The following is a 16,706-nucleotide window of genomic DNA, read 5'->3' on the forward strand; positions in this document are numbered from 1 at the left end:
CTACTTTTCTAAGCTTTTTAATTACTATATGAATTATGGAGCGGAAGGTTCATCCGTAATATATTGGCGGATTTGCATAATACGAGAGTTATTAAAACCGTAATCAACATTTCCAATTTGAAAGCAAGCAGAATTTAAAAGTGTTCGTAATTCAACGTTATCAACTTCAATAAAAGGACATTCATTTATAATATTTAATTTTACATCTGTTGTTCGTTTTGGAATTGTAATGTGTTCATCTGTAAAGATTTCAAATGCATCGAAGCGACCTTCTCCCTTTATATAAAAAGGAATCTCCCGGTGGACAGCAAGAGCTCTACTTTTTAATTCCATTTGATTGGCATCCCCAACTTGAAATACGGCAGTAATCCCTAAAGAAATAATAGAAACATTTTGGACAACGGACACATGATGCAACATAATTTCTCAGTCTCCTTAACCTGGAGTAGGAGGGACATCTGTGACTAACGGTACAAATGGCCCCTCTGTAACAGTTTCAAATGGTGTATCAAGAATAGAAGATAGTATGAGGAGGTTCGCATCCCCAATTAAAAATAATGCGGAAGAAGAAACCCCGTTCATTTTAATCTGCCCTACTTTTAACTCACGGTTCACAACATTTAAATTCATATATTACTTACTCCTTTCGGAAATTGCCCGGTATGTGTTGAATAAAGGAAAGAAAGGCTTTATCAATATCTTGTTTCATTGCTTGAATAATAACGTCTCGTAAATAATCGGGATCTGTGGAAATACCCTCATACGATTGAACTTGTGACAAATAATATGGAAGTCTATGTTCCATCTGTTTTTTTATGTCATCAACCATCATTTGTCGATACATTTCATCGAGCGGCGTTCTCTCTTCTTGTTCAAAATGGAGAATTCGATTATATGCTTCTTCATCTAAGTAACGATGCATTTCTTGAAGGATGCCTTGGTAAAAGTCTGGATTTGTATCGGTTTCAGGATTGACCTTCAAAGTTTCTGTATCAACTTGAAAATCTTCAATTTGTTGTCCTTTTGCTGAAAACGGGTTTAAACCAATATTTAAAGTGCCATTTAAATTTTCGACTTTTAATTGATCGAATTTGTATTCCACTTTTCCTACAGAAGAGGAGGGGCGATTTTTTAATTCGTTAAGCTCTTCTTGTAATAGGCGCACTTGATCTTCTAGGTTCAGGATGGCTGCTTGTTGTGTTTGAAGAGCTTGGTGAAGTTGGTGTAAGTAAGCGTATATATCTTGATTCATTTGTGAAACCTCCTTTTCAATAGGGAGGGTAAATATATTCCTGCTATATATTTATGACAAGGATGTCTTAAGAAGAACTAGTTGATGGTTTGATAGAAATAATTTGTCCTTTCGCCTGTAATGGGCGAAGGGGTTCTGTAAATCCACCACTATTTGAGAATTTAGATAGAGCTTTAATACTTCCAGCAGTACCGATTTGGAATACAGAAGAGGTTGTAATGCTATCAATTTTAATGCTGTTAATAATGATGCTTTGGTTTACGTAAAAATTCAATACAATCGCCCCCTTTAAGTTGAACCAATTATCGCTTGATCAACGACATCTGAATCATTAACAGTCGTAGCGTTTTGATAATTGTAGACAGAAACGTTATCTCCAACATTAAAAGAGCCGGCTCCGGCGAAAGCACGTGAATAACTAATAGGCCTAATCGCAAATACATCTCCAATATGAAAAATACCACTTGATCCAATATTGACGATACGAATATGTCCGACCATAGCTGGCATACAAAACACCTTTCGTTTTTAAAATTTTCTTTTCTACTATTGTATGGGCGTTTTCAATAAAATGTGTATTTTTTTGAAATAAAAGAAACACACACGTTATTGCGTGTGTGTATCGAGTGTTTGATTAGGGTGAAAATCCGTATGTACATGCCAAATTGCATTTAAGAGCCTGTCCAGTTCTTGGCTACAATCCACTGTTTTTTGAGAAGTCATTCCGTAGCGTTCAGCAAAATAAATCATTTTTTCACGTTTTTTTTCAATCGCTTGCTCAAACATTGAAATCGGCTCCATCTCTAAATGAAATTTTTAGTATATATGTAGTACATATTATACAAAAATCCCATAAAAAAGAAACACCTTCGCTAAAAAAAGTAAAATTTCTACATTTTATGTCAAATGTAAAGGAGTAACGAATAAGATATGAGAAGAATATTGTAAAAATTAGCGTGTATGAGAAGGTTTTTTTCTTACGGATGCGAATACAATTAAAGGGTATGAGTTTTAGGATGGAGAGTGGAAATATTGCGTTTGGTAACGGCGAAAAAAGATGAAAAGGTATTTGTAGGCGTTGTGGATGAAGAGGAAGAAAAGGTATTGCATGTAAGAGAAGCGCAAAGACAAAAAGGGGAAAAGGTTACGATTCCAATTACAATGTTAGAGTGTATTGAAAGAGGAACCGAATGCTTTGAAAAAATATGTGATATTGTAAATTGGGCGAAGGAAAATGAAGGGACGGCGTATTATCCGTTAACTGAGGTGAAAATATTAGCACCGATTCCAAGGCCAAGGAAGAATATTCTTTGCGTTGGAAAAAACTATCGTGAGCATGCGATAGAAATGGGCGGAGTAGAGTCAATTCCAGAAAATATAATGATCTTTACGAAAGCGCCAACGACAGTTATTGGAATGGATGAAAAAATTAATAGTCATCCCCACGCAACGAATGAATTAGACTATGAAGGAGAACTAGCTATCATCATCGGTAAGCGAGGGAAACAAATAAAAAAAGAAAAAGCGCTTGAGCATGTTTTTGGTTATACCATTATAAATGATATAACTGCTCGGGATATTCAAAGAAAGCATAAACAATTTTTCCTTGGAAAAAGTTTCGATACATTTTGTCCAATGGGACCATATTTAATTCATAAATCAATGGTGAGTACGCCAAATGCGTTACACATTGAAACGGTAGTAAACGGGGAAGTAAGGCAAACTTCAAATACAAATAAAATGATTTTTTCAATAGAAGAAATTATTTCAACGATAAGTAAAGGTATGACATTAGAGCCAGGAGATATAATCGCAACAGGAACGCCAGCTGGTGTCGGAAAAGGTTTCACACCACCGAAGTTTTTACATGCGGGTGATGAGGTGGTCATTACAGTAGAAGGAATTGGTACATTGCGAAATGTAGTGAAGTGAAGAAAAGAGCTATCTTATTAAAAGATAGCTCTTTTCTATGGTCTTGGGTGATAGAGGTAATCGATAGCGGAAAAAGTGTAAAGACCAATGAATGCAAGTGTACAAATGCCAAATAGTATAACCGTAAGTGCGCTTTTTTCTCGTCCAAAGCCAATGATAGTAAGAATAACAGTAGTCCAAAATGATGCTTTCAGTAGTGTGAATGAAGTGGGAGTTGAGTATTGACTAAGCAATGTTACGGAAAGTAGGAAGCCAAAGAATGTAACTAAAAGAAAAGATGTAGCTAAATAGTTAATATGTTTACCGTATCTTAATAACATATTGCACCTCCTTTGTTGTTTTAAAATACAGAAAATTACAATTTTATTTTAGTATAAATCAATATAAAAAGAAAGAGGTTGTCCCAACATGTAGGACAACCTCTCTATTATTACGATAATACAGCTTTAATTTTTTGGAACGCCCACTCTAAATCTTCTTCAGAGATTACTAGAGGTGGTGCGATACGAATTACATTTTCGTGTGTTTCTTTACATAACAGACCAGCCGCTTTTAGTTGTTCACAGTAAGGACGAGCTGGCTCGTTTAATTCGATACCGATGAATAAACCTTTACCGCGAACGTCAGTAATCATTGGGTTATCAATTGCTTTTAATTGCCCAACTAATTTTTCACCTAATTGAAGAGAACGCTCTGTTAATTTTTCTTCTTCTAACACTTCAAGAGCTGCGATAGAAACAGCACATGCAAGTGGATTACCACCGAATGTAGAACCGTGAGAACCTGGCTCGAATACGCCTAAAATGTCGCGGTTTGCTGCTACGCAAGAGATTGGGAATACGCCGCCGCCAAGTGCTTTACCAAGTATGTACATGTCAGGAGTTACATTGTCCCAGTCACAAGCAAATACTTTACCAGTACGGCCTAAACCTGTTTGGATTTCATCTGCTACAAATAAAACGTTTTCTTTTTTACATACTTCAAGAGCTTCTTTTAAGTAACCAGCTGGTGGAATGTTAATTCCTGCTTCACCTTGGATTGGCTCTAAAATGAATGCAGCTGTATTTGGTGTAATTGCAGCTTTTAACGCTTCTAAATCACCGTAAGGAATTACGATAATGCCAGGAAGCATTGGACCGAATCCACGCTTGTACTCTTCGTTTGAAGACATAGAAACAGCACCCATCGTACGTCCGTGGAAGTTATCTTCACAAACGATAATTTCAGCACGGTTTGCTTCTACTTTCTTTACATCATAAGCCCAGCGGCGAGCTGTTTTAATTGCAGTTTCAACAGCTTCTGCACCTGTATTCATTGGAAGTACCATTTCTTTATTAGTTAGTTTCGCAACTTTTTCGTACCAAGGACCTAATTGATCGCTATGGAAAGCACGAGAAGTTAACGTAACACGATTAGCTTGGTCAATTAAAGCGTTAATAATTTTTGGGTGACGATGACCTTGGTTTACTGCAGAATATGCACTTAATAAGTCCATATAGCGGTTTCCTTCAGGATCTTCTACCCAAACGCCTTCTGCTTTAGAAATAACGATTGGAAGTGGGTGATAGTTATTTGCTCCGTATGTGTCTGTAAGTTCGATAATATCCTTAGTTTGAATCATGATTGTTCCCCCTTTTGTTATTACAAGAAGTTTGTAAATACTCTAAATATTATAGCATTTAAATGTAAAAAAGCGAAACATTTCCTGAAAATAAATGAACATGTTATCATATAGAGTGAAAAAGTGTGAAAAGAGGAGGTAAGGGATACGATGGTACATATGCATATTACAGCATGGGCGTTAGGTTTAATTTTATTCTTCGTTGCGTATTCACTTTATTCAGCAGGAAGAAAAGGGAAAGGTGTACATATGGGGCTTCGCCTAATGTATATCTTCATTATTGTGACAGGCTTCATGTTGTACATGAGTATTATGAAAACGGCAACAGGTAGCATGCACATGTGGTACGGCATGAAAATGTTAGCCGGTATTTTAGTTATCGGTGGAATGGAAATGGTTCTTGTAAAAATGAGCAAAAACAAACCAACAGGGGCGGTTTGGGGCTTATTTATTGTTGCGTTAGTAGCGGTAATATACTTAGGACTAAAATTACCAATTGGCTGGTACGTATTCAAATAAAAATAAAACCACCTTATAATCTCAAATATTTGGGAGATAAGGTGGTTTTTTATTTTTATCCCGTATTAACGGGCAGTAAAACTTCCACCTCAAAATTCAGTTTAAGCAAAGATGTTAGGTGGGAGATCAACTGCCCGTAAATACCTGATTGGTGAAGGCTAATAATCAGTGGGGGATGCCCCGCTGATTAAAGTTTCATTTTATATTGCATCGATATGCAACTCTTCTCCGTTTACTTTCGTAAAACGAAACATATTTTTATTTGACGTAGCGTGACGAACGAAATGGTGCTGCAATGTGCAAATCATTTCTTCGTTATCGAATAAAAGAATATTTACTCCTTCGCATGCTTCCTCTTTTGGTAAGAAAGATAAATAATTATGACAATACATGCAATCATATAAAGAGTAATGAAGGGATTGCAATGATTCCGTTAATAATGTAAAGACAGAGTCAGGCAATTCCTCAAGCCATTCCGTATAGCTAAGTAGTAATTTTTTTCGAATTCGTATCATTTCCCCGTTTTGCAAATGGTGCTGCTCGTTGGCGATTTGTAATACATCTTGTTCATAGAAACGAGCTGGTAGCCAGTTGTTGTTATATAAAATCTCAAAGCCATCTTCGGCAACATCTTCTAATAAAAATGCTTCATCATTTTCATCATCAAAGAATACCCATTCATTGTTTATATATTCTACATTACCGACCGTATGAGCACGAGGCTGGTTATATAAAATATGGTTACGTTGTATCATACACGATTTCTCCTTTATGAAAAGTAGTTATTTCTGTTATAGACAGTTCGCGCATTCTTTATAACTAGACACATCTAGACATAGGTGGGCATACAATAAAACACGTTTTACTGAGTGAAAATGCTATTCCGTATGTGGATAGTAGGTTATCGTCAAGTTTTTCATTTTTTAATCCGCACCTCTAAGGGTGGGGATTACTGCACGTTCAAGAAAAGAAATAAGATGGAAGGATGATTCGTATGTGCGGGATTACAGGATGGGTGGATTATAAACGCTCATTAGAAGGAGAACGGGACGTCGTTACGAAGATGGCTGAGACGTTAGCAAAGCGCGGCCCAGATGATAATAAAGTTTGGATTAAAGGCAATGTCGCATTTGGGCATAAACGGTTAATCGTTGTTGATCCTGAAGGTGGCAAACAGCCGATGACTTGTTTAAAGAACGAAACAAATTATGCAATTTGCTATAACGGTGAATTGTATAATACAGAAGATATTCGAAAGGAATTATTAAGAAGAGGATATACGTTCAAAGGTCATTCTGATACGGAGGTGCTATTAGCGTCGTATATCGAATGGAAAGAAGAATGCGTCGATCATTTAAACGGTATATATGCGTTTGCTGTATGGGATGAACAGAAAGAACAAGTATTTATTGCAAGAGATCGTTTAGGTGTAAAACCGCTATTTTATAAATATGACAGCGGGCGATTACTATTTGGTTCAGAGTTAAAAGCGATACTGGCGCATCCAGATGTGAAGGCAGAAGTAACGTTAGAAGGGTTATCTGAAATATTCGGCCTTGGTCCATCTAGAACGCCTGGTCATGGTATTTATGCTGGTATAAAAGAATTACGTCCAGGGCATGCGATGACATTTTCAAAGAACGGTTTATGTATATGGAGATATTGGAATGTGGAAAGCAAAAAGCACGAAGACTCCTTTGAAGAAACAGTGGAGAAAACACGCTTTTTATTACAAGATGCGATTACAAGGCAGCTCGTTTCTGATGTACCACTATGTACTTTTCTATCAGGCGGTGTAGATTCGAGCGCTATAACAGCAATTGCTGCGAAAGAATATGCAAGGTCAGGAAAAGGGCAATTACACACATACTCTGTTGATTATGAAGATAATGACAAATACTTTAAAGCGAATGCGTTCCAGCCAAATTCAGATGCACCATTTATTAATTTGATGACGGATACGTTTGAAACGATTCATCATCGCTGCGTCATTTCAAATGAACAATTAGCGCAGTATTTAACAGAAGCCGTACTCGTTCGTGATTTACCTGGTATGGCAGATATTGATTCGTCATTATTATGGTTTTGTCGTGAAATTAAACAAGATTTTGTCGTAGGTTTATCTGGGGAATGTGCAGATGAAATATTTGGTGGTTATCCTTGGTTTTATAGAGAAGATGATTTGCAATCGAGTGCGTTTCCGTGGATGCGCTCTACAGAAGCGCGTGAACAATTGCTAAAGAAAGAATGGAGAAATAAATTAAACTTACAACAATATGTACAGCAGCGTTATGAAGAATCCATTCAAGAAGTTCCTATTTTAGAGGGAGAAAGCCCAATTGAAGCAAAGAGACGACAATTATTTTACTTGAACATGGTATGGTTTATGACAACATTATTAGACAGAAAAGACCGTATGAGCATGGGGGCAAGCTTAGAAGTGCGCGTTCCGTTTGCGGATCATCGACTTGTCGAATATGCGTGGAATATTCCTTGGGAAATGAAAATGTATAAAAACCGCGAAAAAGGTCTATTGCGTAAAGCGTTAGAAGGATTACTTCCAAATGATATCTTATATAGAAAGAAGAGCCCGTATCCGAAAACGCATAATCCGCACTATACAAACGCAGTCACAGTATGGCTACAGGATTTATTAACGGATAAAGGATCAATTTTACACGAACTATTTGATAAAGAGCAACTGAGCGGATTAATTGAGTCAGGCGGTAGTGCGTTTCAAAAACCTTGGTTCGGTCAATTAATGACTGGGCCGCAACTTTTAGCTCATTTAGCGCAAATTCATGTTTGGTTTAAAGAGTATGGGGTAAATATTAAAGAATAAGGGAAAAGCGGCTTACTTTTATGTAAGTCGCTTTTTATTAAATAAATTGTCAAATAAAATTCAAAATCATATTAGAAATAATATTTATTTAGAATAATTATTTTGACGTACTTATTATTAGTTGTTATAATTGGAAACAAATGTTCTTGAAAAAGATTCTCATTTATAAAATTGAGGTGTTATATAGATGACAAAGAAAAAAATAGGTTTACTCGTAATGGCGTATGGAACGCCAGAATCATTAGACGATGTAGAAGCGTACTACACACATATTCGCCACGGTCGTAAACCTTCCGAAGAAGCACTCCAAGACTTAATCGGGCGCTATAAAGCGATTGGTGGAATTTCACCACTTGCAAAAATTACGAAAGAGCAAGCGCATAAATTAACAGATTCAATGAATAATATGTTTACAGAGTATGAATTTACTTGTTACTTAGGTTTAAAACATATTACTCCATTTATAGAAGATGCAGTAGAAGAGATGAAGCGCGATGGAATTGAGCAGGCGATTAGTATCGTATTAGCGCCGCATTATTCTACATTTAGTATTAAAGCGTATAATGACCGTGCGATTCGTCTTTCAAAAGAAATCGGTGGCCCTGTTATTGAACCGATTGAACAATGGTACGAGGAACCGAAATTTATTTCCTATTGGGCAGATCAAATAAAAGAAACATGTACAAAGATTGAAGATAAAGAGAAAGCAGTCGTAATTTTTTCAGCACATAGTTTACCAGAAAAAATTATTGCAGCAGGGGACCCTTATGTGGAGCAAGTGCAACATACAGCGGATTTAATCGCAGCAGCTGCAAATATTCAGAACTATACAATTGGTTGGCAAAGTGCTGGAAATACAAAGGATCCATGGATTGGACCGGATGTACAAGATTTAACGAGAGATTTATTTGAAAAGCATGGATATGAATCTTTTGTATATTGCCCAATTGGCTTTGTGGCAGAGCATTTAGAAGTTTTATATGACAACGATTACGAATGTAAAGTTGTAACTGATGAATTAAACGTGACATATTTTAGACCGAATATGCCAAATTCACAATCTGTATTTATTGATTGCTTAGCTGAAATTGTTTCCAAAAAAATGAAGGAAATAGTTGACAAGAACTTAATTTTGAATAATAATTAGTTTATAATAATTTTAAATAAGTAATAATTACTATGAAAGAAAGAGGAGGATCCCCCTAGATGAATCCAAATAATCGCTTAACAACAAACCAAGGTGCTCCAGTTGGAGACAACCAAAATTCTCGTACAGCTGGTCGCCGTGGACCGGTATTATTAGAAGACTATCATTTAGTAGAAAAACTGGCTCACTTTGATCGTGAACGTATTCCAGAGCGTGTTGTACATGCACGTGGTGCAGGTGCTCACGGTGTATTCGTAACGAAAAACAGCATGAAGCAATATACGAAAGCAGCATTTTTACAAAATGAAGGAACTGAAACGCCTGTATTTGTTCGTTTCTCAACGGTTATCCATGGTCAAGGTTCTCCGGAAACAGCTCGTGACCCACGTGGGTTCGCTGTTAAATTTTATACAGAAGAAGGGAATTACGATATCGTAGGTAACCATTTACCGGTCTTCTTCATTCGTGATGCAATTAAATTCCCTGATATGGTGCATTCTTTAAAACCAGCACCTGATACAAATATTCAAACGCCAGATCGTTACTGGGATTTCATGACGTTAAGTCCGGAATCTACACATATGATGACATGGGTGTTTTCTGATTATGGTACACCAGCGAGCTATCGCGAAATGGAAGGTTTCGGTGTCCATTCATTTAAATGGATTAATGCAGAAGGTAAAATCGTCTACATTAAATATCACTGGAAACCACAGCAAAGTGTACGTAACTTAAGTGCAAAAGAGGTGCAAGAAGTACAAGGAAAAGATTTCAATCATGCAACTCGTGACTTGTTCGATGCAATCGAAAAAGGAAATTATCCGAAGTGGGATTTACACGTACAAGTGATGCAACTAGATGAAACAGATTCTTTAGACTTTGATCCACTAGACCCAACGAAAGTATGGCCAGAAGATCGCTTCCCATTAATTGAAGTAGGGACGATGACTTTAAATCGTAACCCGAAAAACTTCTTCGCAGAAGTAGAGCAAGTGGCGTTCTCTCCAAGTGCAACTGTAAATGGTATTGAACCATCTGAAGATAAATTATTACAAGGTCGTTTATTCTCTTACCCAGATACACAGCGTTATCGTCTTGGTGCAAACTACTTACAAATTCCTGTAAACTGCCCATACGCAGCTGTTCATAACCAACAACGTGATGGTGCGATGCAAATCAATCAAAACCCATCTACAATCAACTACGAACCGAGCCGTCATGCTGAAAATCCAGTTGAAGACCCAACTTACCGCGATTCAACTATGAAAGTTGAAGGCTATGTATCTCGTGAAAAAATTGAAAAACCAAATGACTTCAAACAAGCAGGTGAGCGTTATCGTTCATTCTCTAAAGAAGAGCAAGACAACTTAATTGCGAATTTAACAAATGACTTAAAAGACGTAAATGAACGCACGAAATTATTAGCTATTTGTAACTTCTTCCGTGCAGATCACGATTACGGAATGCGTTTAGCGCAAGCTTTAAATGTTGATATTACGCAATATGTAGGAAATGCTCCGAAATAAGTAGGAAAAGACGACTGTTAAACGGTCGTCTTTTTTTTGCATAAAATTACGCCGGGGTATTCTTCAGTTTCGTTATGTCGGAATTTGTTGGTAAATCGATATATTGAAATAATCGCTGATATATTTAAAAAATCGTCGATATATCCGAATAATCGCTGATATATCCGCCTAAATACCATAGGAGGTATACAACGCCAACAACTACAATAAAAAGAGATGCAATCTACTACCAATAGATTGCATCTCTTTTTTAGTTCACCCGCTCCGTATACTCATAAGCTTTCTCCCCGTGCATCGAAATATCAAGTCCCATATGTTCCTCATGCTCATCTACTCGAACAGGGAGGAAGAAGTTAATTATTTTAATAATGGCATACGTCATGATGATCGTGAATGCATATGTTGCGCCGATTGCTATCAGTTGTTTAAACAGTAAAGCGGCGTTTCCGTAAAATAATCCGTTTGCGCCATCACTGTTTACAGTAGTAGTTGCAAATAGACCTGTCGCAATACCACCCCAAGTGCCGCCGATACCGTGGCATCCGAATGCATCGAGTGTATCGTCGTATCCAAATTTTGTTTTTAAGAAAAAGACTGCTCCGAAGCATAATACGCCGCCGATGGCTCCAATAAGAAGAGCGGAGAAAGGTGTAACGAACCCGCAAGCTGGTGTAATAGCGACTAAACCGGAAACAACTCCGCAAGCAGCTCCCATCGCAGTCGGTTTTGATTGGAAGAGCCATTCTGAAAGCATCCAAGTTAATGCGGAGGCAGCAGCGGCTATATTTGTATTAATAAATGCAGTTAAAGCTATATCATTTAAAGATAATGCGCTACCAACGTTAAAACCGAACCAGCCGAACCATAGTAGACCGGCGCCTAACATTGTGAATGGTAAATGGTGAGGAGAAGTACCGTTTATGTTTTTTCGTTTTCCAAGAAAAATAGCTAATACAAGGCCGGCCACGCCAGATGTAATATGAACGACGTTACCACCAGCGAAGTCTAACGCGCCAAGTTCTCTTAGCCACCCACCAACGCCCCATACCCAATGAGCGACAGGATTGTAAACGATTGTTGTCCATAGAAGTATGAAAATAAGGAAAGCAGAAAATCGCATTCTTTCGGCGAATGCACCTGAAATTAAAGCGGGAGTTAAAATGGCGAACATGAGTTGGAACATCATAAATAAGTTGTGAGGAATAGTAGATGAGTAGTCTGGATTTGGTGCGTAGGTAACTCCGTTTAAACCGAACCAATCGAGTGTACCGATAAGTCCGTGCCAATCTGGTCCGAATGATAAAGAATATCCGATCACAATCCACTGAATCGAAACGATAGCCATTGCACTATAACTATGCATTGTCGTACTGAGTACGTTTTTACTGCGAACCATGCCCCCATAAAAAAGTGCCAATCCTGGTGTCATTAACATGACCATTACTGTCGTTACAAACATAAAAACCGTATCGCCTGTATTCATTCTCTCTCCTCCTATAATGTTAGAAAAAATAACATCAATATGTTATGTTTCATATCATATTCGAAACGAAAAGAAAAATCAACTAAAAATTCAGAAAACTTTATACTTCATGTAAGGAAATCTAACATGAAGTATTTTGAGGAGAATGAAATCAACGTATGCGATTCGTTTGAATAATTGGTATAATATTCTTACAATTAAAAAACATGGGGGATGCGTGTGAGGAAAATACGGACTAGGAAACTATTTATTTGTTTTTGTTTAGCTGTCGTTTTGTTTGTACCAATACATACGTTTGCAGATGAAAAAAGAGAGTGGCGAGATGAAGTTATATATTCCGTTATGATTGATCGCTTTAATAATGGAGAACCAAAAAATGACAAACAGTTAGAAGTTGGCAATTTAGAAGGATATCAGGGTGGAGATATAAGAGGGATTATAAAAAGACTGGATTACATAAAAGAAATGGGCTTTACCGCTGTTATACTTTCTCCACTTTTTGAAAGTGGAAAGTACGATGGGTTAGACGTGCACAATTTTCAAAAGGTAAATGAACATTTCGGAACAGAAAATGATGTGAAAGAACTTGTACAAGAAGCGCACGCAAAAGGAATGAAAGTTGTACTTCAATTTCCACTTGGAGAAAACGAACAACAAGTCATCGACGCGATGAAATGGTGGATCAAAGAAGTCGATTTAGATGGAAGTTATGTGATACATGGTGAAAAAAAATCGCGTTCTTTCTGGGATGACGTGCAAAAAGATATGCAAGCGATAAAGAAAGATTTTCGTATTATGACAGAGGAAGATAGTGAATATAACAAAAAAATAGTAGAATCGTTTTCCAAAGTCGATGTATCGGTGGAACCTTTATATGATGTGAGTAAAAAAGAAGGGGAATTCGTTACATTTTTAGATAATCAAGATACAAAAAGATTTGCCCGTATTGCAAAAGATAATATGAATTATCCGCCGTCTCGTTTGAAACTAGCTCTTACATATTTATTGACAGCACCAGGTATTCCGAATTTTTATTACGGGACTGAAATTGCATTAGATGGAGGGGATACCCCAGATAATAGGCGATTAATGGATTTTAAATCAGATGAAAAATTTATGCAGCATATAACGAAACTCGGTGAACTGAGACAAACGAGACCGTCTTTGCGACGCGGAACGTTTGAGCTTTTATATGATAAAGATGGAATGAGTGTACTAAAACGAAAGTATAAAGATGAAGTGACAGTAGTAGCGATTAATAATACGAAAGAAACACAAAAAGTTGCTTTACCTGTAAGTACGATTGGTGAAAAACAAGAGTTACGAGGGTTGTTAGAAGATGAAATTATAAGAGAAGAAAACGGAAAGTTTTATCTCGTTTTAAAGCGTGAAGAGTCAAATGTGTATAAAGTTAACGGGGAAACAGGTGTGAATTGGCTATTTATCTCTTTAATCGTTGGTGTGAACGTATTGTTTATTGCGTTTTTACTTGCGGTTAAAAAAAGACGGAAATGAGTAGCGTTTTTTTAGTAGTTCTTCTTTAGTTTAAGGTGGTGAGGTATTTGCGGAAAAAGAAGTGGTTCGCTCTATGCTTATGTGTTTTTATCATATTCATAAGTTTTTATCTTTGGGACAACCGTGATGATGGAGAATTTGTTCGGTGGGGCGATAGTGTTCATTCTGTTGATACGGCAGTTCTGAAGAGAAATGATATAAAATACAAAATTGAAAATGATAAAGTATACATTCCTAAAAAATCATTTGATAAAGCAATATGGTGTTGCTCTTAATAAATGCGAAATCTTGGTGGGACAGGCTAAGGAGAAAACTTTCTCCCTAGTCTGTTTTTCTGTGAAGTAAGACTCTCACCTCGAAATGTAGCTGAGCAAAGAAGTGAAAAGCCCGTTAGAACAAACAATAATTGCAACTATATGAATTTTACATTACATTAAAGGATGAAAAATAGTCTTATACTCATTAAGGTTTGCACATTTGAGGAGGAAAAATGGAATTTTACGATTTGGGTATTACCATTAAAGAACTTAGAGTGAAAAAGAATATATCACAATCTGAATTGTGTCATGGAATATGTTCGCAAAGTCAAATTAGCAAAATAGAAAAAGGTATGATTTTTCCATCAAGTATATTGTTATATCAACTATCTGAAAGACTTGGTATTGATCCGAATAATATATTTGCACTAACTCAAAATAAAAGATTGAAATATGTAGAAAATGTAAAATGTGTAATAAGAGATTGCATAAAGCAAAAACAATATACAGAACTTTATGAGATAGTAAAAAAAGAAAAAGATGAAAATGCTTTCCAGACGAAAGAAGATAAACAATTTCTACTATGGCATGAAGCAATTGCTATATTTATGGTTGATAGATCAACAAAAACGGCGTTAGATCTTTTAAATAATGCATTAAAACTAACGTTAACCAATGCTGATTTTTTATCAGAAAGAGAAATAGATATTATGCAGACAATGTCTATATTTTATGCGGAAAACAAAGAATATGAAAAAAGTATTGATATATTAAGAAAATGTTTAACTAACTTTAATAAGTTAGATTTTCCTAGAGATAGAGAAATTAAATTAAAAATCATTTTTAATTTAGCGAACTGTTTAGGTCAGGCATATCAACATGAAGAGGCAATGAAATACCTTGATAAGGGCATCAAATTAGCTATTAATTTAAACACGTTATACCTATTAGGTGAACTATACTATTTAAAGGGCTGGAATTTATTAAGGATTAAAGAACATAATGAAGAAGATATTGTTGATAACATGAAAAAAGCATTATTTATATTTGAACTAACAGAAAAAGAGCATTATATAAAAAGGATTAAAGAAAAATATTTAAAAAAACATTTATAAATTCTTGAAAATTACTTATACATAGAACAAAACCCACAGGGGAAATTGCTGTAGGTTTTACGCTTATAAACATCTTATTATTTTCTATACACTTGATTCTAAAATCATTTTTGAAGTTTGTATCCTTGTTGATAATTTATATTTCCGTCTATATAGTATTAAAATTAAAGTAATTCGAGCATTGCATTACATATGTTTCTTATACCAAGCTTTGTTGATGTGTTTGCACTTCGCTGGTGTTGAAGTTTTAGATTTATCCTTGAGTGTAGTCATATTATTAGAACATCCTGCAATATGTAGACAGAATGTAGTTAATAAAAACCATAGTATTAATTTTTTCAAATAACCACTTCTAACTCTTTTTTAATGAATATTTTTCATAAAACAAATTCCTTACTCATTTTACATTACATGAAAGGGTGGAAAATATTCTTATACTCATAATTTGTTACATTTGAGCCGGGAGGATGATCTTGCATCGATTTTCAAAAGGGCTTCCTTGATTTATCCCGCTTTAATGGGCAGTAAGACCCCCACCTCAAAATTCAGCGAAAGTAAAGAAGTTAGGTGGGGGGCGGGCTGCCCATAAAAGTCCGATTGGTGAGGGCTAATAATCAGTGGGGATGAGGAAAACCCCACTGATTAAAGTTTCACTTTATGCAAACTATCCGATTGTGAGTTTCCCTACTCGCTAAAAAGAAAAACATCCTCTGTGTAGAGGATGTTTTTCTTTTTAGCGGTAGTTAATGAATTGTACGTCAATCGGTAAATCAGCACTGCGAACTGCTGCGATGACTGCTTGTAAGTCATCACGGCTTTTCGCTGTAACACGTACTTGGTCATCTTGTACTTGTGTTTTTACTTTTAATTTCATTTCTTTAATAATGTTGTTAATTTTTTTTGCGTTATCTTTATCGATACCTTGTTGAAGTGTTGCGCGTTGGCGAACAGTGTTACCAGTCGCAGCTTCAACTTTTCCATAATCCAAGTTTTTAATTGGAACGTTACGTTTTACAAGTTTAGCAATTAGAACGTCTTTTACTTGGTCTAATTTGAACTCGTCGTCAGAAGTTAAAACTAATACTTCTTTTTCTAATTTAATATCACTTTTACTTCCTTTAAAGTCATATCGGTTTTGGATTTCCTTTAATGCGATGTTAATTGCGTTTGTTACTTCAGGTAATTCTACTTTCGAAACGATGTCAAAAGAACTCTCTTTTGCCATAGTTAGCACCTCCAAATAAATTTCTAATCTTTTTATGTACTGTACATACTAAAGTATAGCTGAAAACGAGCTTAGACTTAAGTGTTTTCATACTTATAATCATGTAACCTCATTTTATTATAGTGAATTTTGGGCTGTTGGACAAATAAAGGGGAAATCGTGTTATAATTAACTTTTGTTTGGAATGATAAAAAAGATAATGTTATCCCGCATTAACGGGCATTCAGTTAGAGCAAAGAAGTTAAGTGGGAGATCCACTGCCGTAAACGCCC

The 16,706-nt window shown here is 36.0% G+C and carries 19 protein-coding genes; 8 read left to right on the forward strand and 11 right to left on the reverse strand.

All coding sequences use genetic code 11. The features are described 5' to 3' along the window. Positions 1-33 precede the first annotated feature (33 nt). From ACTFOB_RS24685 to ACTFOB_RS24710, 6 genes are all read right to left on the reverse strand, one after another. Positions 34-420: a spore germination protein GerPE gene (locus tag ACTFOB_RS24685; RefSeq protein ID WP_440029627.1), complete on the reverse strand. Its 387-nt coding sequence runs from the start codon at positions 418-420 to the stop codon at positions 34-36. Between the two features lie 15 nt (positions 421-435). Beyond that, complete coding sequence (gene gerPD, locus ACTFOB_RS24690; RefSeq protein WP_001052807.1) at positions 436-630, reverse strand: spore germination protein GerPD; 195 nt, start codon at positions 628-630, stop codon at positions 436-438. Positions 631-637: 7 nt separating this feature from the next. Continuing rightward, entirely contained in the window at positions 638-1,252 is a 615-nt protein-coding gene (gerPC, locus tag ACTFOB_RS24695) for a spore germination protein GerPC (protein ID WP_440029629.1), read from the reverse strand. A 67-nt stretch (positions 1,253-1,319) separates the two neighbouring features. Continuing rightward, the gene (gene gerPB, locus ACTFOB_RS24700; RefSeq protein WP_001012506.1) at positions 1,320-1,526 is read right to left on the reverse strand and encodes a spore germination protein GerPB; all 207 of its coding nucleotides are present in this window, start codon (positions 1,524-1,526) and stop codon (positions 1,320-1,322) included. Positions 1,527-1,540: 14 nt separating this feature from the next. Continuing rightward, complete coding sequence (gerPA, locus tag ACTFOB_RS24705; protein WP_151631339.1) at positions 1,541-1,762, reverse strand: spore germination protein GerPA; 222 nt, start codon at positions 1,760-1,762, stop codon at positions 1,541-1,543. 96 nt (positions 1,763-1,858) lie between these two features. Next, positions 1,859-2,038 (reverse strand): aspartyl-phosphate phosphatase Spo0E family protein, encoded by a 180-nt coding sequence (locus ACTFOB_RS24710; protein WP_000462840.1) that lies wholly within the window; start codon positions 2,036-2,038, stop codon positions 1,859-1,861. Positions 2,039-2,284: 246 nt separating this feature from the next. Between ACTFOB_RS24710 and ACTFOB_RS24715 the strand changes: the two genes are divergently transcribed. Continuing rightward, a complete protein-coding gene (locus ACTFOB_RS24715; RefSeq protein WP_440029631.1) occupies positions 2,285-3,184 on the forward strand; it encodes a fumarylacetoacetate hydrolase family protein in 900 nt (299 codons plus the stop codon). Between the two features lie 35 nt (positions 3,185-3,219). On the opposite strand, the gene ACTFOB_RS24720 is transcribed toward ACTFOB_RS24715, so the two are convergent. Together ACTFOB_RS24720 and rocD are read right to left on the reverse strand one after the other, a co-directional pair. Continuing rightward, positions 3,220-3,504: a hypothetical protein gene (locus tag ACTFOB_RS24720; protein WP_440029633.1), complete on the reverse strand. Its 285-nt coding sequence runs from the start codon at positions 3,502-3,504 to the stop codon at positions 3,220-3,222. Between the two features lie 110 nt (positions 3,505-3,614). Next, complete coding sequence (gene rocD / locus ACTFOB_RS24725; protein WP_440029634.1) at positions 3,615-4,805, reverse strand: ornithine aminotransferase; 1,191 nt, start codon at positions 4,803-4,805, stop codon at positions 3,615-3,617. A gap of 150 nt (positions 4,806-4,955) precedes the next feature. Here rocD and ACTFOB_RS24730 point away from each other — a divergent pair, with 150 nt between their 5' ends. Further along, positions 4,956-5,324, forward strand: coding sequence for a YisL family protein (locus ACTFOB_RS24730; RefSeq protein WP_440029636.1), 369 nt, complete (start codon positions 4,956-4,958; stop codon positions 5,322-5,324). A 200-nt stretch (positions 5,325-5,524) separates the two neighbouring features. Here the strand turns inward: ACTFOB_RS24730 and ACTFOB_RS24735 are convergent, their stop codons facing one another. Further along, positions 5,525-6,079, reverse strand: coding sequence for a DUF2777 domain-containing protein (locus ACTFOB_RS24735; RefSeq protein ID WP_440029638.1), 555 nt, complete (start codon positions 6,077-6,079; stop codon positions 5,525-5,527). A gap of 239 nt (positions 6,080-6,318) precedes the next feature. On the opposite strand from ACTFOB_RS24735, the gene asnB reads away from it, so the two are divergent. From asnB to katB, 3 genes are all read left to right on the forward strand, one after another. Next, positions 6,319-8,166, forward strand: coding sequence for an asparagine synthase (glutamine-hydrolyzing) (gene asnB, locus ACTFOB_RS24740; protein ID WP_440029640.1), 1,848 nt, complete (start codon positions 6,319-6,321; stop codon positions 8,164-8,166). Positions 8,167-8,353: 187 nt separating this feature from the next. After that, the gene (gene hemH / locus ACTFOB_RS24745) at positions 8,354-9,313 is read left to right on the forward strand and encodes a ferrochelatase (protein WP_440029641.1); all 960 of its coding nucleotides are present in this window, start codon (positions 8,354-8,356) and stop codon (positions 9,311-9,313) included. A gap of 59 nt (positions 9,314-9,372) precedes the next feature. After that, entirely contained in the window at positions 9,373-10,839 is a 1,467-nt protein-coding gene (gene katB / locus ACTFOB_RS24750) for a catalase KatB (protein ID WP_440029643.1), read from the forward strand. A gap of 250 nt (positions 10,840-11,089) precedes the next feature. On the opposite strand, the gene ACTFOB_RS24755 is transcribed toward katB, so the two are convergent. Then, entirely contained in the window at positions 11,090-12,322 is a 1,233-nt protein-coding gene (locus ACTFOB_RS24755) for an ammonium transporter (protein WP_440029645.1), read from the reverse strand. A 213-nt stretch (positions 12,323-12,535) separates the two neighbouring features. Here ACTFOB_RS24755 and ACTFOB_RS24760 point away from each other — a divergent pair, with 213 nt between their 5' ends. The 3 genes from ACTFOB_RS24760 to ACTFOB_RS24770 all read left to right on the forward strand — a co-directional run bounded on the left by ACTFOB_RS24760 (position 12,536) and on the right by ACTFOB_RS24770 (position 15,209). After that, a complete protein-coding gene (locus ACTFOB_RS24760) occupies positions 12,536-13,837 on the forward strand; it encodes an alpha-amylase family glycosyl hydrolase (protein WP_440029647.1) in 1,302 nt (433 codons plus the stop codon). A gap of 47 nt (positions 13,838-13,884) precedes the next feature. Continuing rightward, positions 13,885-14,112 (forward strand): hypothetical protein, encoded by a 228-nt coding sequence (locus ACTFOB_RS24765; protein ID WP_440029649.1) that lies wholly within the window; start codon positions 13,885-13,887, stop codon positions 14,110-14,112. A gap of 215 nt (positions 14,113-14,327) precedes the next feature. Next, positions 14,328-15,209: a helix-turn-helix domain-containing protein gene (locus tag ACTFOB_RS24770; protein WP_440029651.1), complete on the forward strand. Its 882-nt coding sequence runs from the start codon at positions 14,328-14,330 to the stop codon at positions 15,207-15,209. A gap of 733 nt (positions 15,210-15,942) precedes the next feature. Here the strand turns inward: ACTFOB_RS24770 and ACTFOB_RS24775 are convergent. After that, on the reverse strand, positions 15,943-16,434 hold the full coding sequence (locus ACTFOB_RS24775) for a YajQ family cyclic di-GMP-binding protein (RefSeq protein ID WP_061678717.1): 492 nt from the start codon (positions 16,432-16,434) through the stop codon (positions 15,943-15,945). Positions 16,435-16,706: the final 272 nt, after the last annotated feature.

It is taken from the genome of Bacillus cereus group sp. MYBK79-1, from assembly GCF_051915365.1.
Taxonomy (GTDB): Bacteria; Bacillota; Bacilli; order Bacillales; family Bacillaceae_G; genus Bacillus_A.